Below are 17541 nucleotides of genomic sequence, written 5' to 3'. Positions count from 1 at the left end.
CGTCGACGCACGCACTCCATCGGTCGGCCGGTTGTCACCCGGCTGGATACGGTCAGTGGGCGCTCGGTAGCTGTGCGACGATCGACGAGCTTCACGCCGATCGACCGTCCCCCGGCCCGCCATGCACCGTCCGCTGGCAGACACGGGGGAGGGAACCCCCTCGTACCTTTTGGAGAGCAAGATGTCCCTCTCCCCGGTTCGGGTCTTTGCCGCGCTGAACGCCGTGCGCCCGCCCGACCAGCCATCCCCGGTCCTGGGTAAGGCGGTGGTGCTCGGCGGCAGTGTCGCCGGCCTGCTGGCCGCCCGGGTCCTGTCCGACCACGCGGAGAGCGTGGTCATCGTCGACAGGGACGACCCGCAGCTCAGCGGCGCGCGGCCCGGCGTGCCACAGGGGACGCAGCTGCACGCGCTGCTACCCGGCGGTCTCTTCCAGTTCGAGCGCATGTTTCCCGGGTTCCGTGCGCAGGCGGTGGCCCAGGGCGCGGTCGAGGCGCCACCCGCCGCCCGGCGCAGCTACCTCGACGGCCGCCTCAAGGTGATCGTCCCGGACGACGACGACAGCCTGGCGGGCAGCCGGCCCCTGTTGGAGGGGCTGATCCGTCAGCAGGTTCTTCGGCTGCCCAACGTCAAGACCGTCACCGCCCGTGCCACGGGCCTCGTCTTCGACGGCGGGGCGGTCACCGGCGTCCGCTGCGAGGTCGACGGGGTGCCCGGCGTCGAGGGCGGTGACCTGGTGGTCGACGCGATGGGGCGGTCGAGCCGGCTCTCCGACTGGCTGGAGCGGGCCGGCTGGGAACGGCCCGTCGCCCGGCGGATGCCCGTGCACCTGAACTACGCGACCACCCTGTTCCGGCGTACGGAGGAGGATCCGGCGTCGAAGGTCGTCCTGGCGCTGAACACCCCGGCGACGATGACGGACGTGGCCGGCGCCGCGTTCTTCGCCATCGAGGGCGGCCGGTGGATGGCAATGATGGCCGGCTACGGCGACGACCGTCCGGGGAGCACCGCCCAGGACTTCGTCAGTCGATTACGAGGGCAGTTTCCGCCGGAGTTCGGCGAGATCACCGCCAACGAGATGCTCGGCGACGTGCGGACCTACCACCACTCCGACAGCCGGCGACGGGACTTCCACGCGCTGCGGCGGTTTCCGGCGGGGCTCGTCAGCGTCGGTGACGCCGTCGCCTCGTTCAACCCGGTCTACGGGCAGGGGATGACGGCGGCGGCCCTGCACGCCGCCTGCCTGTCGACGTACCTGCGGTCGAACCCGGACCTGACAGTGCCCGCCCGCCGTTTCTTCGACCTGCAGAAGGTCGTGGTCGACGCCGCCTGGTCGATGTCGACCTCCGCCGACCTGGCGCTGCCGCACGTCGACGGGCCCTACCCGCGCGGATACCGGATCTCCAGCTGGGCCAGCCGACAGATCATCGAGGCGACCATCACGGACGTGGCGATCGCGCGCCGGTTCAACGGGGTCGTCTCCATGCAGGAGCATCCGTTCGCGCTGGTCTCCCCGGGGGTGATCCTGGGCGCGGTACGCGCCAACCGGCGGGCGCGCTGACCGACGCGGCGGCCCGGTCGGGTTGGGCCGGGCCGTCGGCGTCGGCTAGCGCGGGGTGTCGCGGAGGATGTCGACGACGAAGCGGTGGTCGTCCAGTTGCGGGAGCCCGGAGATCCCCATCCAGCCGACGACGCCCGTTCCCCGCACCCGCAACGGCACCGCGCCGCCGGCCGCCGCGTACCGGGCGGCAGGCAGGCCGTACTTCTGCGTCAGTGTCACGTCCCGGTCCCGGCACAGCCGGGCCATGTACAGCGACGAGTGCTCGAACCGCATCACCACGCGTCCCTTGCGGCGCAGCCACGCGTCGTTGTCCTGGGTCGAGCCGGGCAGGCCACAGTGGAACAGCTGACGCCCGGCACGCCACACGCCGACCGCGACCGGCAGTCGCCGCTGGGTCGCGGCGGCGACGGCACGCATGCCCAGCTCGTACGCGTCGGTCTCGGACAGGCCCGCGAGCTCCAGCTCAGCCTCCTCGCGCAGCAGCTCGTCAAGCGTCGGCCACGGATCCTGGTCAGATGCCATTGCGTCGTCTCCTCGTCGTACGTGTGGTCACCAGGCGCAGGGCGCGTAGTCCTTCAGGAAGCAGCCGTACAAGTCCTCACCCAGCTCACCGCGGACGATCGGGTCGTACACCCGGGCCGCGCCGTCGACCAGGTCCAGCGGGGCGTGGAATCCCTCGTCGGCAAGCCGCATCTTGGTCGGGTGGGGCCGCTCGTCGGTGATCCAGCCGGTGTCGACGCTCGTCATCAGGATGCCGTCGGTAAGCATCTCCTCCGCGCTGGTGCGGGTCAGCATGTTGAGCGCCGCCTTGGCCATGTTGGTGTGCGGGTGCCCGGGGCCCTTGTAGCCGCGCCCGAACTGCCCCTCCATCGCCGAGACGTTCACTATGTACTTGCGGCGGGCCTTCGCCGCGGCCATCGCCGGTCGCAAGCGGCTGACCAGCACGAACGGCGCGGTCACGTTGCACAGCTGCACCTCGAGCAGCTCGACCGGGTCGACCTCCTGCACCCGCTGCACCCAGCTGTTCACCGAGTCGAGGTCCGGCACCAGGCCGCCGGCGTCGATGGCGGTGGACGCCGCGATCCGCTCCGGTGAGGCGGAGCCACTCGTCAACGCCAGCGCGGTGAGCGCGTGCGGGGTGAGCGCTGTCGACTCCGGCCCGGCGGTAAGGCTCCCGGTCGGGCCACCGGGCGACTTGGCGAACGTGATCAGCTCCGGCAGGGGACCCTCGGGCAGGGCCGCGGACTCCGCGGCGACGAGGTGCGCGTACGCCCCTGGTGAGCGGCGGACGGTCTGCGCCGCGTTGTTGATCAGGATGTCGAGGGGGCCCTGTTCGCTCACCGAGTCGGCCAGGGCGATCACCTGGGCGGGGTCGCGCAGGTCGATCCCGACGATCCGCAGGCGGTGCAGCCAGTCCGCGCTGTCCGGCATCGCGGCGAACCTGCGGACCGCGTCGTGCGGGAACCGCGTGGTCACCGTCGTGTGCGCGCCGTCGCGCAGCAGCCGCAGCGCGATGTACATGCCGATCTTCGCTCGGCCGCCGGTGAGCAGCGCGCGGCGGCCGGTCAGGTCGGTGCGGGCGTCCCGGCGCTCCCGGTTGAGCGCGGCACAGGACGGGCAGAGCTGGTGGTAGAAGGCGTCGACCTCGCGGTAGCGCTGCTTGCAGACGTAGCAGCCGCGCGGGTTGTGCAGGACGCCCGCCGTGGTGCCGGAGGTGGGCGAGGCCAGTGGGATGCCCTGGGTCTCGTCGTCGATCCGGCCGGGGGCGCCGGTGGCGGTGGCCTCGGTCACCGCCCGGTCGGCGGCGAGGATGGCGTCGCGCCGCTCCTCCCGTCGCCGCTGCTTGATCACCTTGTAGAGCCGTGCGGTGGCCCGCTGCACCCGCACCACGTCGGGGTGATCCGGAGGCAGCGCCTCCAACGCCGCAAAGACGCTGAGACAGGTCTCCAGTCGGCTTCGGTCAATCGCGTGCTGACCGTTTTCCGGTTGCGTGTCCGCCGTCATGCGTCTGTGTCTCGTCCCGTTTCCGGTGCCGGGTCAGCCGGCCCCACCCCAACTACCGACCCGAAACTGTACGCACCACAGGGCACCGGACGCACCTGGCGCTCCGCTGCCGCCCGGAGAGCGCGGCCAGTGTCGATGCCGACGACCCGGCAGCGCGGTTGCCGGACGCGAGCAGGGGCGGTGTCGGCCTCAGGCGGCGCGGCCGAGTCGCCAGTAGCCCATGAAGGCCACCGACCGCCGGTCCACACCCCGCTCGGCGACCAGGTGCCGGCGCAGGGCAGAGATGACCCCGGCCTCTCCGGCCAACCACGCGTACAGCGGTGTCGTCGGCACCTCGGCGGGCACCTCCCACAGGATCTCGGTGTCCACGTCCACGTCCGCGACAGGCTGGGCGGTCCCGACCGCGCCGGCGGCCAGCAGCTCCTCCGCGGCGGCGGCGACTGCGGGCACCAGCCGGCTGCCGTGCCCACCCGTGCCCCGGGGCAGCCAGCGGACCTCGACCTGGGGTGGAGTCGTCAGTGGCAGCACGTCGTCGGCGTCCGGCACCTCCAGCATGACGATGCCCCGGGTGTGGGGCGCGAGCCGCTCGCAGATGGCGCTGATCGCCGGCACGGCAGTCTCGTCGCCGGCCAGCAGAACGCATCCCGTCCCGGCCGGCCGGAACTCGACGCCGCCGTGGTTGCCGTCGTAGCCGGCATCCGGCCCGACGAGGGCGATCTCGTCACCGACGCTCGCCCGTCGTGCCCAGCGCGTCGCCGGCCCGCTGTCGCCGTGCAGCACCAGGTCGACGTCGACCTCGGCCAGATGCGAACGGACCGCCCGCACGGTGTAGGTGCGCACCGGGTTGCGCTTGTGCTCGGGCAGGGCTCGCCAGGCCGCGTACCAGTCCGGCCCCTGCGGCAGGTGCACCCCACGCTGGCCGGGCAGCGGCAGCACCAGCTTGATCCGCTGGTCGTGACCGTTGTCGGCGAACCTGTCGAGATCATCCCCGGTGAAGGTCACCCGGGTGAAGGTCGGGCTGAGTCGGCGTACCGCGCGTACGGTGACGGCGAAAACGCGCCACGGCGCGACGGGCAGGGTCTGTGTCAGGGAGCCTTGCATGAGGGGAGGCTAACCTAACTTGATGATGAACTGTCAAGCCGAACGCTGAGCCCGGCCCTGCCGCGCCCCTCGAACGGGTGAGGGATGCTGGGTCCGTGCAGATCACGATCCTCGGCCCGCTCGCGGTCGACGGCCGGCCGGTGCGGGGTGAACGGCTCGCCGCCGTGGTCCGGGCGCTCGTCGACGCGCGGGGCCGGGCGGTCTCCAGCAGCCTGCTCGTGGAGGCCGTCTGGGACGGCACGCCACCCGACGACGCCACAGGCGCGGTCCAGGCGCTCGTGTCCCGGGTGCGCCGCCTCGGGCTGCCCGTGCTCGCGGTGCCGGGCGGCTACCGCCTGCCCGCCGAGGAGGTCACCGTCGACGCGGTCCGGGCGCGGACGCTCGCCGATGAGGCGCACGTCGCACTGCGGGCCGGTGACGCCCACGCCGCCCGCGCCGCCGCCGACGAGGCCCGCGCCCTCTTCCCCGAGGTGCCCGAACTCGGTAGCGCCGACGACGCGCACCTGTTCGCGGACATCGCCGCGCTGCGCGCCCGGACGGCGCTCGCCGGCGCGGGGCCGTTCGACGAGGTCGACATGCGTCGGCTCGTCGCGCGTACGCCACCGCACGAGCCGTCCGCCGCCCTGCTCGTACGGATGCTCGCCGCACAGGGGCGCGAGGCCGAGGCGCTGGAGGTGGTCGAGCGACTCCGCGACGACCTGGCCGACCGGTACGGCACCGACCCGTCACCGGTGATCGCACAGGTCCACCTGGAGTTGCTGCGCGGCGAACTCACCGCACCGTCCGCCGCGGCGCCGCACCGGCAGCCGGCGCGGATCACCCTGCCCGCCGCGTGGCGCCGCCCGGTGACCGCCCTCGTCGGCCGGGAGCGGGACGTCGAGGCAGTCCGCGCCGCCCTCACCGAGGCGGCCCTGGTCACGGTCGTGGCGACCGGCGGCGCCGGCAAGACCCGGCTCGCCGTCGAGGTGGCGCGGCGCACGGTCGCGGCCGGGCGGCCGGTGCGGGTGGTCGAACTCGCCGGCCTCCGCTCGCCCGACGAGGTGCTGCCCACGGTGCTCGCGGTGCTCGGTGGCGCGGAGACCTCGGCCACCGGCGGCAGCCTGGGCCTCGAACGGCGGGTACTCAGCCCGCAGGAACGGCTGCGCGCCGTGGGGTCGGACGTCGACGGGCTGATCGTGCTGGACAACTGCGAGCACGTCCTCGACGCGGCGGCCACAGTCGTCGCGGACCTGCTGGCCGCCACCTCGCCGGAGGTCGCGGTGCTGGCGACGAGCCGGGCCCCGCTGGGCCTGGCGGGCGAGACGGTCCACCGGCTGCCCGTGCTGCCGGACCCTGACGCGCTCGGGCTCATCGAATCCCGGGCGCGGGCCGGCGGCGCGGTGCCGACCTGGGACGCCGAGCGGGCGCTCGCCCTGTGCCACCGCCTCGACAACCTGCCCCTGGCGCTCGAACTGGCCGCCGCGCGACTGCGCCACATGCCGATCGACGACGTGCTCGCGGGGCTGACCGATCGGTTCGCGCTGCTCGACGACGCCCTGCGCGGTCTGCCGGAGCGCCATGCGAGCCTCTGGGCGATGGTCGACTGGAGCCGCGAACTGCTCGCCCCCGACGACCAGTCGCTGCTTGCGCGGCTCGCGGTCATTCCCGCGCCGTTCACCGCCGATCTCGCCGCCGCCGTCGCGCAACGCCCGGACGCCCGACGTGGCCTGGCGACCCTCGTCGAACAGTCCCTGTTGACCCTTGTCGAGGGTGAGAGCCCGCCGCGCTACCGGATGCTCGAAACCGTCCGCGAGTACGGCGAAGCCCGCCTCGACGCGGCCGGCGGCCGGGACGGCGCCATGGCCGGACTGGTCGACTGGGCCCGCGAACGGGCCGTCGCCCTCGGTGCGCGGTTCGTCGGCCCCGACCAGGTTGAGGCGCTCGACGGCTGTGCCGCCGAGCAGGACAACCTGATCGCGGGTCTGCGCTGGGCGCTCGGGCACGACGACGAGCCAGCCGCGGTCGACGTCGCCACCGCGTTGCTGCACCTCTGGACGGTGCGCGGCCTGCACCTCGAGGTCAGCGGATGGGCGCGGGGCCTGCTGCACATCGACGACCCGTGGCAGCGGCGACGCTCGGCGATTCACGGGGGTCCGGCCAGCGGACGACCACTGCCGGACGCCGACCGGCTCGCCTGGATGTCCCTGGTGATCGGGGTGAACGCCGGCATCGGGGGTGAACTGCGGCTCGCCGTGCTGGCTCGGCGGGTCCTGCAGAGGCTCCTGGCGCAGCGGCCCGCCGAGTTGTCGCCCCGGCTCACCGCGCTCGCCTCGGCGCTGCCCGACTTCGACGAGTCGGACCTGGAAAAGAGCCTTCGGAGCGCCGACCGGATGATCGCGCACCCGGACCCGTACGTGCAGGGGCTGGGTCTGTTCGCCCGCGCGGCGATCCGGGAGAACGGCGGCATGCCGCAGGCGTCGATCACCGACGCCGAGCAGGCGTACCACCGGTTCGAGGCCGTCGGCGACCACTGGGGGATGGCGATGGCGGCCGGGGCCGCCGGGCAGTTCCTGATCCCGGCCGGGGAGGCCCGGTCGGCCGAATGGCTGGCGCGCAGCGTCCGGCACATGGAACTCGTTGGCGCCACCCAGGACGCACGGTCGATCCGGGTCCGGCTGGACATGCACCTTGCCCTGAGCGGGGATCCGGAGGCGGCGCGACGGTTGCGTGAGACCGCGACATCGGGCCAGGCCGAGCACGCGGACGTCGCCCAGGCGTACCTCGGCCTGGCCCACCTCGCCTGGCAGCAGGCCCGCTACGACGAGGCGCTCGCGTACGCCGACGAGGTGAACCAGACACTCGCCGAGTGGACCGGGCCACCGCCGCAACCGCGTGTCATGCTCCGGGTCGGGTTGGCCGGTCTGCACCTGCGGATCGCCGAGGTGCGACCGGCGTCGGCCGGGGACGTCGACTCCCGGGCGGTCACCCTGCTGGCGCTCGCCCGCGACGAGGCGCTGGCCTCGCGCGACCTGCCGGTGATCGGGGCGTGGGCGCTGGGCGGCGCCGAACTCGCGGCGTATCGGGGTGACGTGGGCGTCGCACGCGAACTGGCAGCTCTCGCCACGCGGATCGGCAGCCACGTCGAGTCCTTCTTCCCGCCCGGATACGGCGAACGGCTCATCGCCACCCTCGGCGACGAGGGGCAGCGTGAGCCGTTGCTTGCCGCGTGGCGGGAGCGGGCGGTGGGTGCGACCACCGCCCGGATCCGCGAGTTGATGGGCGACCTGCTCGCCTGAGGTCAGATCTTTCTGCGGTACGCGCGCAGCGCCAGCGGCATGAACACCGCCACGAAGCCCGCGCACCAGGCGAGTGTCCACCACACGTGCGACCCCAGCGGGGTGCCGAGGAACAGCCCGCGTACCGATGCCACCAGGTGGGTCATCGGGTTGACGTCCACGAACGCCCGCATCCAGCCCGGCAGGGTGTCGGCGCTGACGAACACGTTCGACGCGAAGCTCAGCGGCATGATCAGGGCGAACATCAGGCCCTGCACGGCACCCGGGGTGCGCACCTTCATCGACACGTAGACCGGCAGCCAGCTCAGGCAGAGCGCGAACAGCACAGCGAGCAGACATCCGGCGAGCGCCCGGAAGACGTCGGTGTCGATCCGGAAGCCCATCAGGTAACCGATTCCGAGGGTCGTGGCCGTGACGATCACGTACCGGACGACGTCGCCCAGGACCGCGCCCACCAGGGGAGCGGAGCGGGGGATCGGCAGTGAGCGGAACCTGTCGAAGATGCCCTTGGCGATGTCGGTGTTGAGGTTGACGCCGATCGCGATGGCACCCGTGGCGATGGTCTGCGCCAGGATGCCGGGCAGCAGGAACTGCAGGTAGTCGTGGGTCGATCCGGCGACCGCGCCGCCGAAGATGTACACGAAGATGATCAGGAACAGCACCGGTTGCAGCGTGACGTCGACGAGCGCCTCGGGCGTACGCCAGGTCTTGATGAGGCTCCGCTTGGCAAGCGCCAGGGAGTGCCGCAGGAGCCGGAACGGGCGCGGTCGCGGCGCGGCCGTCGAGAACGCCGGCCCCGCCGGGGGTGCTGCGTCGACAAGTGTGCTCATGCTGCGACCTCCGTGCGGTCGGTGGTGTCGTCGTCGGATGCCGTACGCCCGGTGAGGGTGAAGAACACCTCGTCGAGGCTCGGCAGGTGCAGGGAGAGTTCGGTGACCGCGATGCCGGCGGTGGCGAACCGCGCGACGCTCTCGGTCAGGGCCGCGTCGTCGGCGACCGGCACCGCCAGGACACCCTTGCGGATCTCGTCGGCCTGCGCGCCGGAGCCGACCTCGGACAGGATCGCCGCGATCCGGGGCAGGTGCGCGGGGTCGCTCGGCCGGACCTCGAGCGTCTGGCCGCCCACCACCCGCTTGAGCCCTTCGGGTGTGTCGTGCGCGATGACACGCCCGTGGTCGATCACCGTGATCGCGTCGGCGAGCGCGTCGGCCTCCTCCAGGTACTGCGTGGTCAGCAGCACCGTCGAGCCGTTCGCCACAAGCGACCGGACCACGCCCCACATGTCCTCGCGCTTGGCGGGGTCGAGGCCTGTCGTCGGCTCGTCCAGGAAGATCACGTCGGGGGAGCCGACCAGGCTGGCGGCCAGGTCCAACCGTCGCCGCATACCACCGGAGTACGTCTTGGCCTGCCGGTTCGCGGCGTCGGTCAGGTCGAACCAGTCGAGCAGTTCGGCGGCCCGCCGCCGTGCGCCGGTGCGCCCCAACTCCAGCAGCGTGCCGAACAACTCCAGGTTCTGCCGCCCGGTCAGGTCCTCGTCGACCGAGGCGTACTGGCCGGTGAGGCCGATGCTCTGCCGGACCCGCTCGGCGTCGCGGACCACGTCGAAGCCGCCGATCCGGGCGGTTCCGGCGTCCGGGGTCAGGAGCGTGGAGAGGATGCGGACGGCGGTGGTCTTGCCGGCGCCGTTGGGGCCGAGCACCCCGAGCACCGTGCCCCGAGGGACGGCGAGGTCCACGCCCTGCAACGCCCTCGTCTTCCCGAATGCCTTGACGAGGCCCTCGGCCTCGATCATCAGGTCAACTGTCATGCCCCAGAGCGTGCGCGGGTCGCCTGACACCCCGCCGACACGCCGCCGACACGACCACCGACACGACCTGACACCGGGGCGCGGGCGGGGCGGCTGACAGCGCGGTTCGCGATATGCTGGCCACGGCAGAGCGCCTGCCAGCGCCCGATGTGGTGGCCCACGCCCGACCGCATGCTGGGGCCAAGAGTCTCCGACTCCGCGCCGTCGTGGCGAAGTCCGGCGTGCCGACCACGCCGCCTGTTCGGTGGAGTGCGTGGGGCTGCACCGGAGGCGCCATGTCTGATCACAACCCCCGTCGCACCCCGACCCCGGGCCGTGCCCGTAAGCGCGCGATCCGCGAGCAGGCTGCCCGCGCCGGCGTCGCCTACTCTGTGGCCGCCCGGCACATCGAGTCGGTCGGTCTGCAACCCGGCGAGACCCTCTCCACGTACGGGCGGACGATCTATCCGATCGGCTTCGACCCACACCGTCAGCTGCTCGTCGAACGCCGTGAGCGGCGTTCGTTCCAGGAACGGGTGGCGGACACGCGGCGAGCCTCGGTGCTGCCGGACGGCCGCGCCCGGCACCTCGCCGAGCGCTTCCCGCCCAGCCGTGGGCGCGCGGGCACAGGTGTGGGCGCGCTCTACCACGGCGAGGGCCGCGAGGACCTGCTCGCGATGGTGTACCTCGTGGTGGCGGTCGAGTCGCCAGGGCTGCTGCCCGACGTGGGCGACCTCGCCTGGATCGCGGAGCTGGGCGAGGACACCGCGCTCGACACGGCCTGCGCCGAAGTCGACCGCGAGGCCCGCAGGCTGCTCGACCGGGAGCCGCTGATGCTCTGGTCGGTCATCGAGGAGGCGCTGGCCATCGCCGAACGCGGCGCGGACCGGCGGATCCGCCAGGAAGCGATCCGGCAGACCGCGCACGTCCGCGCGATGATGACGCCGCGTGTTGGGTACGCGGGTGAGCCGGAGGTCCAGGGCCTGCCGATCGCCGGTGTCCGGCAGATCCTCGACGCGCTGCGCATCGTCGCCGACGACGGACATGCGCCGGGCACCCGGGTACGCCTGCTCACCGGGCCGGACGAGGCTCGGTTGGCCACGATCGTCGGCGCCAGGTGGGGTGCGCCGGGTCCGCCGGCGGGCTATCTGGTGTGGCTCGACGGGGCGACAGCGCCGCTGTCGGCCCGCGCCGAGGAACTGGTCGTACTGGCCGGCCAGGAGTCCTTTCCCCGGTGAGCCCGGACACCGGCCCGGCGGTGCCCGTTGCGGCGCCGGACGGTGTCATAACGCCGGGGTACGACCCAGAGAGGATGGCGCAGAATATCCATGTGTCTCAATATGATGACCGCTATCTCGAATGGGGTGCGCTCACGAGGCGTGCCGTCCCGATGCGGAGGAATGCATGGTTCGCTGGCGTACCCTCACCGGCCTGTTGGCCGCCGCGCTGGCCGCGGCCAGCCTCACCCTCGCCGCCCCGGCGGCGGCCGACAGCCCGATCACGCCGAACGTCGTCGGTGGCAGCCGCGCCGCCCAGGGGGAGTTCCCGTTCATGGTGCGGCTCTCGATGGGCTGCGGCGGCTCCCTCTACAGCCCGCAACTGGTGCTCACCGCCGCGCACTGTGTGGGCGCCACGGGCACCAACACCAGCATCACCGCGACGCTCGGCACCGTCGACCTCCAGTCGTCCAGCCGGATCACCGTCCGGTCGAACTACGTCTACCGGGCGCCCGGCTACAACGGCAACGGCCGGGACTGGGCGCTGATCCGGTTGGCGACCCCCGTCACCGGGCTGAGCACGCTGAAGATCGCCACCACCACCGCGTACGACAGCGGCACCTTCACCGTCGCCGGCTGGGGTGCCGCACGCGAGGGCGGCGCCCAGCAGCGGTACCTGCTCAAGGCGAGCGTCCCGTTCGTCAGCGACTCCACCTGCAACTCCTACTACCGCGGTGACGTCATCGCCGCCCAGGAGATCTGCGCCGGCTATGCCAGCGGCGGGGTGGACACCTGCCAGGGAGACTCCGGTGGCCCGATGTTCCGCCGCGACGCCGCAAACGCCTGGATCCAGGTCGGCATCGTCAGCTGGGGCAATGGCTGCGCCCGACCCAACTACCCGGGTGTCTACACCCAGGTGAGCTACTTTGCCTCGTCGATCGCCTCGGCCGCGGCGAGCCTCGGCGGCTGAGCGTACGACCGATCGGGCGGCCCGGACGGCGAGCGTCCGGGCCGCCCTCGTCGAGAGCCGGGCGGGCCGGGTGCCGCGCACCGGCTCAGCGCAGCCGACGGATGTCGCCGTACGCGCGGTAGAACCCGCCTCGGCCGGACTCGCGGACCTCGGTCACCAGGTAGCGGGCGCCCGGCTCGCGGATGCCCTTGGGGAACTGCACAGACCAGTCACGCCGGTAGCCGTCGGAGAGCACCTGCACCCGAAGCCGCCCGCTGTCGTTCAGGCACTGCACCACCACGCCCGCACCGGCGTCGCTCGTCACCTCGACGAGCATCGGCTCCACCGTCCGCGGCGCCTCGCGGGGCGCCTTGACGTCCAACACCTGCGGCACGTCACCGACCTGTGCCGACCGGATCGCCGGCTCGCTGGCGTCGATGCACGCCAGATGGCCGCCAGTGGTGACGACGTAGAGCCTGTCGTCGCGGAACTGCATCGAGTACGCCGAACCGCAGCCGGTGCCGAGCTTCCACAGCCGGGTGCCCGCCGCGTCGAAGCAGTAGATCGAGGACTGGCTGTCGCCGGCGAAGACGTACCGACCGCCCTCGGCGGTGGCGCAGGAGAAGACCGGGGCGTCGCACCGGTAACTGCGCTCGACCCGGCCGTCCTTGGCCAGCCGCACCACCTCGCGGGTGCCCGTCCCGGCGAACACACTGCCGTGCTCCTGCCAGCCGAAGAGCACCGAGCCCGTCCGGGTGTGCCACAGTTCGCGGCCGGTGCGCCAGTCGTAGCCGGTCACACCCTGGGAGTGGCCGTGGTAGACCGCGTCGGTGTCGCAGCGCACCATCCAGGCCGCGCGGCCTCGCCCGGGTCGGCGCCACAGGAACTCGTCCTCGTGGTCGATGGCGGCGATCCCGCCGTCGGCGTCCGAGACGCCCAGGACGCCGTCGTGGATGTCCAGCCAGTAGATGTCGATCTCCGGTGCGATCGCGTACGCCACACGGGGCACCTTGCCGGAGAGGTCGTAGACGTTGCCGTCGTCGCAACCGGCGTAGACCCAGGAGTCGTCGGCGACGATGCACTTCACCCCGTCCGGGAGGCGGACCTGGCCGCGCACCTGGGCATCGTGGCCGACTGTGGTGATCACCCCGTGCTCGTTGCCCACCATGCAGTGCTGCCCGTCGACGAAGATGCCGAAGGCCGGGGCGCCGGAGTCGTAGCGCCACAGCACCGGGGCGGTGCGCGCGGTGGATCGGGTGCTGACGATCTGCCGGCGGGAGACGGTGCGCTTCGGCCGGACGCCGGGGATCGCCGGGGCGTACCCCTTGCGGACCTTTTCCCCGATCTTCTTCGCCGCGGCCGCCCGGGCGCGGGCGTTGTCCGGATAGGCGCTGGCCTTTGTCTGCCCCTGGTCGCCGATCCGGCCGTAGCGCACGGTCAGCGTGGCGTCGTCGACGGCGACCTCGTAGAACTTGTGCGCACCGTCCACTTCGGACAGTTCGAGGTAAGTCGTCTCCTGGGACATGGGGGCCTCCGAGGGGGTCAGCGACCGGCTCGACGTGGCCGGCGCGGCGACAGTGCCCACAGGCTAACCGGCACCCCCGACAAGATCGATGGTCACCGAGGGTAAGGGAGTCAGTGAGATCGGCTCACATTGCTGTGTTAGGTTAGCCTTCCCTCACCAAGCAATTGGAGTCTAGACGCATGCGCTCACACCGCTTCCTGGCCGGGTTCGTCGCCCTGGCCGCGACATTGGCGCTGGCCGCCTGTGGCGACTCGACCGAGCCGGAGGACACCTCCGCCGCCGGCAGTTCCGCCGCTTTCCCGATCACGATCAAGCACGCGCTCGGCACCACGACGATCAAGGAGCAGCCCAAGCGGGTCGCGACAGTGGCCTGGGCCAACCACGAGGTTCCCCTCGCCCTCGGCATCGTCCCCGTGGGCATGGCGAAGGCCAACTTCGGCGACGACGACGGCGACGGCGTCCTGCCGTGGGTCGCCGAGAAGCTCAAGACGCTCGGCGGGACCGCGCCGGTGCTGTTCGACGAGAACGACGGCATCAACTTCGAGGCCGTCGCGGACACCCGGCCGGACGTCATCCTCGCCGCGTACTCGGGCCTGACGGCGCAGGACTACGACACCCTCAGCAAGATCGCCCCGGTCGTCGCCTACCCCGAGGCACCCTGGGCCACGGCGTGGCGCGACACGATCAAGCTGGAGAGCCAGGCCCTCGGCCTCGCCAAGGAGGGCGACGCGCTCATCGCCGACATCGAGAAGCAGATGACCGACGCCGCCGGGAAGTACCCGCAGTTGGCCGGGAAGTCGGCGATGTTCATGACGCACATCGACCCCACCGACCTGAGCAAGATCGGCTTCTACACGACGCACGACACCCGGGCCCAGTTCTTCGCTGACCTCGGCCTGAAGGTGCCGGCGAGCATCGCCACCCTCTCCGCAGGCACCGACAAGTTCAGCCTGAGCCAGAGCGCCGAGCAGATCCAGGTCTTCAACGACGTGGACATCATCGTCGCCTACGGTGACGACAAGCTCCTCGCCGCCGCGCAGGCCGACCCGCTGCTGTCGAAGATCCCCGCGATCAAGCGTGGCTCGGTGGTCATGCTCTCCGGCGCCACCCCGCTCGGCACCGCCGCGAACCCCACCCCGCTGGCCATCCCGTTCGTGCTTGACGACTACGTCGCGATGCTCGCGAAGGCTGCCGACCAGCTGTCATGACCACGCTTGACACGCGTGTCGTGCCGGACGCCGCCGAGGTGCGGCGTCCGGCACGGGTACGCCTGCTCTGGTTTCTCGTCGCCATCGCGGTGCTGCTGGCGCTCATGGCGGCGTCGGTCGCGCTCGGCTCCCGCAGCGTCGGCCTGTCCGACATCGTCGCCGCGTTCCAGGGCGTGGACGACACCATGGAGCAGGCCGCCGTCACCAAACGGATCCCGCGCACCCTGCTCGCCGTGCTCGTCGGCGCGGCGCTCGGCCTGGCCGGCGCGGTGATGCAGGGCGTGACCCGCAACCCGCTTGCCGACCCCGGGATCCTGGGCGTGAACATGGGGGCGTCGCTCGCGGTGGTCACCGGCATGGTCCTGTTCGGCCTGTCCGCGCCGACCAGCTACCTGTGGGTGGCGATCCTCGGCGCCGGCCTGGCGGCGGTCTTCGTGTACGCCGTCGGCTCCCTCGGGCGCGGCGGCGCGACACCGCTCAAACTCGCGCTCGCGGGCGCCGCCACCTCCGCCGCGCTGGCGTCGCTGATCAGCGCCTTCGTGCTGCCCCGCAACGATGTCGCCGGCAACTTCCGGTCGTGGCAGATCGGCGGGGTCGGCGGTGCCACCTACGACAGCATCCGGCACGCCCTGCCGTTCCTGGCCGTGGGTCTCGTGGTCTGCCTCCTGTCGGGCCGGGCCCTGAACTCGCTGGCCCTCGGTGACGACCTCGCGGCGGGGCTCGGCGAGCGGGTCGCCGTGGTGCGGGGCGTCGCGGGCGCCGGTTCGGTGCTGCTGTGTGGCGCCGCCACGGCGGTCGCCGGACCCATCGGGTTCGTCGGTCTCGTCGTGCCGCACGTGTGCCGCCTGCTCATCGGGCTCGACCACAGGTGGCTGCTGCCGTTCTCCGCGCTGCTGGGCGCGTCGTTGCTGACCGCCGCCGACGTCGTCGGCCGGGTGGTGGCCCGCCCGGCGGAGATCGACGTGGGCATCGTGACGGCGCTGATCGGCGCCCCGTTCTTCATCTACATCGTCCGCCGGCAGAAGGTACGCGAGCTGTGAGCACTGCGACTCTGACGGCCGTCACCCACGGACGGACACGGCGTACGCGTCGACGCCGTGGCGTCCTCGCCCTCCTCGCCGTGCTCGTCGTCGCGGCGTTCGCCGGCTCGCTGATGGCGGGGCGCACCTTCTACCCACCGGCCGACGTCCTGGCGGTGATCGCCGGCGAGGACGTCGCAGGGGCTTCCTTCACCGTGGGCACGCTCCGCCTGCCGAGGGCTGTCCTCGCGATCCTGGCCGGGGCCTGCTTCGGGCTCGGCGGCGTCACCTTCCAGACGATGCTGCGCAACCCCCTCGCGAGCCCCGACATGATCGGCATCAGCTCCGGCGCGAGCGCCGCGGCCGCCTTCGCGATCGTGATGCTGAACCTCGGCGAGGCGGGGGTGTCCGCCTTCGCGATCGTCGCCGGGCTGGCGGTGGCGCTCGTCATCTACCTGCTGTCGTTCAAGGACGGTGTCGCCGGCACCCGCCTCGTCCTCATCGGCATCGGCATGGCCGCGATGCTCGACAGCCTGACCGCGTACGTCCTGACCCAGGCCGCCGAGTGGGACCTGCAGGAGGCTCTGCGCTGGCTCACCGGCAGCCTCAACGGCGCGACCTGGAGGCAGGCCGCTCCGGTGGCCCTCGCCGTGGCAGTCCTGGCGCCGGTGCTGCTGAGCCAGGCCCGCAACCTGTCCACGATGCAGCTGGGTGACGACACGGCGGCGGCGCTCGGGGTCCGCCTCGAACGCACCCGGATCCTGGTCATCGTCGCGGCCGTCGGCCTGATCGCCTTCGCCACCGCGGCGACCGGGCCGATCGCCTTCGTGGCCTTCCTGTCCGGGCCGATCGCCGCCCGACTCATCGGCCCGGCCGGCTCGCTGCTGGTGCCGTCCGCGCTTGTCGGCGCCCTGCTGGTGCTCGTCGCGGACTTCGTCGGCCAGTTCGCCTTCGACACGCGCTACCCGGTGGGTGTCGTCACAGGTGTGCTCGGCGCCCCGTACCTCATCTACCTGCTCATCCGGACGAACCGCGCGGGAGGCTCGCTGTGACAACCACTCATACGCTCGCGGTCGAGAGTCTCATGCTCGGCTACAAGGACCGCGTCGTCATCTCCTCACTCGACCTCGTCGTGCCGCCCGGAAAAATCACGGCGATCGTCGGCGCGAACGCGTGCGGCAAGTCGACGCTGCTGCGGTCGATGTCGCGCCTTCTCGCGCCGCGCGCCGGCCACGTCCTGCTCGACGGCAAAGAGGTGCACCGGCTGCCGGCCAAGCAGTTGGCCCGTACCCTCGGCCTGCTTCCCCAGTCACCCACGGCACCCGAGGGCATCACCGTGGCCGACCTGGTCGGACGCGGGCGCAACCCGCACCAGCGCGTGCTCTCGCGGTGGAGCAGGGAGGACGACGCCGCGGTGGCGGCGGCCCTGGACGCGACACAGACCGCGGACCTCGCCGACCGCTCGGTCGACGAACTCTCCGGCGGCCAGCGGCAGCGGGTTTGGATCGCCATGGCCCTGGCCCAGCAGACGGACCTGCTGCTGCTCGACGAGCCGACGACGTTCCTCGACGTCAGCCACCAGGTCGAGGTGCTCGACCTGCTCACCGACCTCAACAAGACGCGTGGGACGACAATCGTCATGGTGCTGCACGACCTCAACCTCGCCGCCCGGTACGCGGATCACCTCATCGCGCTGGCCGCCGGTAAGCTGCACGCCGCGGGGGAGCCGACGCAGGTCCTGACTCAGGAGTGCGTCCGCGCCGTGTTCGGTCTGGAAAGCCAGGTCATCATTGATCCGACGTCGGAGAAGCCGCTCATGCTGCCGATCGGCCGCCACCACGTCATCCCGTCCGCGGGCCGAGCCGGCGACGCCCTAGCCCCGCTCGCCGGCGCCTGACG

Annotated in this window: 14 protein-coding genes; 8 read left to right on the top strand and 6 right to left on the bottom strand. The window is 72.2% G+C overall.

Features of this window, described 5'->3' with window-relative positions:
- The first annotated feature begins 181 nt into the window (after positions 1–181).
- A complete protein-coding gene (locus tag ACFY2Q_RS21255) occupies positions 182–1558 on the top strand; it encodes an FAD-dependent oxidoreductase (protein WP_387132752.1) in 1377 nt (458 codons plus the stop codon).
- A gap of 45 nt (positions 1559–1603) precedes the next feature.
- On the opposite strand, the gene ACFY2Q_RS21250 is transcribed toward ACFY2Q_RS21255, so the two are convergent.
- From ACFY2Q_RS21250 to ACFY2Q_RS21240, 3 genes are all read right to left on the bottom strand, one after another.
- Positions 1604–2080, bottom strand: coding sequence for a heme-degrading domain-containing protein (locus ACFY2Q_RS21250; protein WP_387132750.1), 477 nt, complete (start codon positions 2078–2080; stop codon positions 1604–1606).
- Between the two features lie 27 nt (positions 2081–2107).
- Positions 2108–3562: an SDR family NAD(P)-dependent oxidoreductase gene (locus ACFY2Q_RS21245; RefSeq protein WP_387132748.1), complete on the bottom strand. Its 1455-nt coding sequence runs from the start codon at positions 3560–3562 to the stop codon at positions 2108–2110.
- Positions 3563–3751: 189 nt separating this feature from the next.
- Positions 3752–4651, bottom strand: a complete 900-nt coding sequence (locus tag ACFY2Q_RS21240; RefSeq protein ID WP_387132902.1) for a siderophore-interacting protein — start codon at positions 4649–4651, stop codon at positions 3752–3754.
- 107 nt (positions 4652–4758) lie between these two features.
- Between ACFY2Q_RS21240 and ACFY2Q_RS21235 the strand changes: the two genes are divergently transcribed.
- A complete protein-coding gene (locus ACFY2Q_RS21235; RefSeq protein WP_387132745.1) occupies positions 4759–7938 on the top strand; it encodes a BTAD domain-containing putative transcriptional regulator in 3180 nt (1059 codons plus the stop codon).
- A gap of 2 nt (positions 7939–7940) precedes the next feature.
- On the opposite strand, the gene ACFY2Q_RS21230 is transcribed toward ACFY2Q_RS21235, so the two are convergent.
- Positions 7941–8768: an ABC transporter permease gene (locus ACFY2Q_RS21230; protein ID WP_387132744.1), complete on the bottom strand. Its 828-nt coding sequence runs from the start codon at positions 8766–8768 to the stop codon at positions 7941–7943.
- Positions 8765–9745: an ATP-binding cassette domain-containing protein gene (locus tag ACFY2Q_RS21225; protein ID WP_387132742.1), complete on the bottom strand. Its 981-nt coding sequence runs from the start codon at positions 9743–9745 to the stop codon at positions 8765–8767. Before ACFY2Q_RS21225 ends, ACFY2Q_RS21230 begins: the two co-directional genes overlap by 4 nt.
- Positions 9746–10020: 275 nt before the next feature.
- Here ACFY2Q_RS21225 and ACFY2Q_RS21220 point away from each other — a divergent pair, with 275 nt between their 5' ends.
- A complete protein-coding gene (locus ACFY2Q_RS21220; RefSeq protein WP_387132740.1) occupies positions 10021–10962 on the top strand; it encodes a hypothetical protein in 942 nt (313 codons plus the stop codon).
- A 166-nt stretch (positions 10963–11128) separates the two neighbouring features.
- A complete protein-coding gene (locus tag ACFY2Q_RS21215) occupies positions 11129–11911 on the top strand; it encodes a S1 family peptidase (protein WP_387132738.1) in 783 nt (260 codons plus the stop codon).
- 85 nt (positions 11912–11996) lie between these two features.
- Here the strand turns inward: ACFY2Q_RS21215 and ACFY2Q_RS21210 are convergent, their stop codons facing one another.
- Positions 11997–13415 carry a WGR domain-containing protein gene (locus ACFY2Q_RS21210; RefSeq protein WP_387132736.1) on the bottom strand — a complete coding sequence of 473 codons (1419 nt, stop codon included), beginning with the start codon at positions 13413–13415 and terminating at the stop codon, positions 11997–11999.
- A 179-nt stretch (positions 13416–13594) separates the two neighbouring features.
- On the opposite strand from ACFY2Q_RS21210, the gene ACFY2Q_RS21205 reads away from it, so the two are divergent.
- The 4 genes from ACFY2Q_RS21205 to ACFY2Q_RS21190 are packed head-to-tail and all read left to right on the top strand — an operon-like array spanning position 13595 to position 17539.
- Positions 13595–14623 carry an iron-siderophore ABC transporter substrate-binding protein gene (locus tag ACFY2Q_RS21205; RefSeq protein WP_387132735.1) on the top strand — a complete coding sequence of 343 codons (1029 nt, stop codon included), beginning with the start codon at positions 13595–13597 and terminating at the stop codon, positions 14621–14623.
- The gene (locus ACFY2Q_RS21200) at positions 14620–15663 is read left to right on the top strand and encodes a FecCD family ABC transporter permease (RefSeq protein ID WP_387132732.1); all 1044 of its coding nucleotides are present in this window, start codon (positions 14620–14622) and stop codon (positions 15661–15663) included. The genes ACFY2Q_RS21205 and ACFY2Q_RS21200 overlap by 4 nt, the downstream gene beginning before the upstream one ends.
- Positions 15660–16694 carry a FecCD family ABC transporter permease gene (locus tag ACFY2Q_RS21195; RefSeq protein ID WP_387132730.1) on the top strand — a complete coding sequence of 345 codons (1035 nt, stop codon included), beginning with the start codon at positions 15660–15662 and terminating at the stop codon, positions 16692–16694. The genes ACFY2Q_RS21200 and ACFY2Q_RS21195 overlap by 4 nt, the downstream gene beginning before the upstream one ends.
- Complete coding sequence (locus ACFY2Q_RS21190) at positions 16691–17539, top strand: ABC transporter ATP-binding protein (RefSeq protein WP_387132728.1); 849 nt, start codon at positions 16691–16693, stop codon at positions 17537–17539. Before ACFY2Q_RS21195 ends, ACFY2Q_RS21190 begins: the two co-directional genes overlap by 4 nt.
- Positions 17540–17541 lie beyond the last annotated feature (2 nt).

The organism is Micromonospora sp. NPDC000316, from assembly GCF_042898885.1.
In the GTDB taxonomy this organism is placed as follows: Bacteria; Actinomycetota; Actinomycetes; order Mycobacteriales; family Micromonosporaceae; genus Micromonospora.
Note: the sequence above shows the minus strand (reverse complement) of the source record. Positions and strands in the feature narration are given on the sequence as shown.

Excerpts from the sequence above, each read along its gene's own strand:
- ACFY2Q_RS21255 (WP_387132752.1), top strand. The coding sequence starts at position 182 with ATGTCCCTCTCCCCGGTTCGGGTCTTTGCCGCGCTGAACGCCGTGCGC.
- ACFY2Q_RS21250 (WP_387132750.1), bottom strand. The coding sequence starts at position 2,080 with ATGGCATCTGACCAGGATCCGTGGCCGACGCTTGACGAGCTGCTGCGC.
- ACFY2Q_RS21245 (WP_387132748.1), bottom strand. The coding sequence starts at position 3,562 with ATGACGGCGGACACGCAACCGGAAAACGGTCAGCACGCGATTGACCGA.
- ACFY2Q_RS21230 (WP_387132744.1), bottom strand. The coding sequence starts at position 8,768 with ATGAGCACACTTGTCGACGCAGCACCCCCGGCGGGGCCGGCGTTCTCG.
- ACFY2Q_RS21225 (WP_387132742.1), bottom strand. The coding sequence starts at position 9,745 with ATGACAGTTGACCTGATGATCGAGGCCGAGGGCCTCGTCAAGGCATTC.
- ACFY2Q_RS21220 (WP_387132740.1), top strand. The coding sequence starts at position 10,021 with ATGTCTGATCACAACCCCCGTCGCACCCCGACCCCGGGCCGTGCCCGT.
- ACFY2Q_RS21215 (WP_387132738.1), top strand. The coding sequence starts at position 11,129 with ATGGTTCGCTGGCGTACCCTCACCGGCCTGTTGGCCGCCGCGCTGGCC.
- ACFY2Q_RS21210 (WP_387132736.1), bottom strand. The coding sequence starts at position 13,415 with ATGTCCCAGGAGACGACTTACCTCGAACTGTCCGAAGTGGACGGTGCG.
- ACFY2Q_RS21205 (WP_387132735.1), top strand. The coding sequence starts at position 13,595 with ATGCGCTCACACCGCTTCCTGGCCGGGTTCGTCGCCCTGGCCGCGACA.
- ACFY2Q_RS21200 (WP_387132732.1), top strand. The coding sequence starts at position 14,620 with ATGACCACGCTTGACACGCGTGTCGTGCCGGACGCCGCCGAGGTGCGG.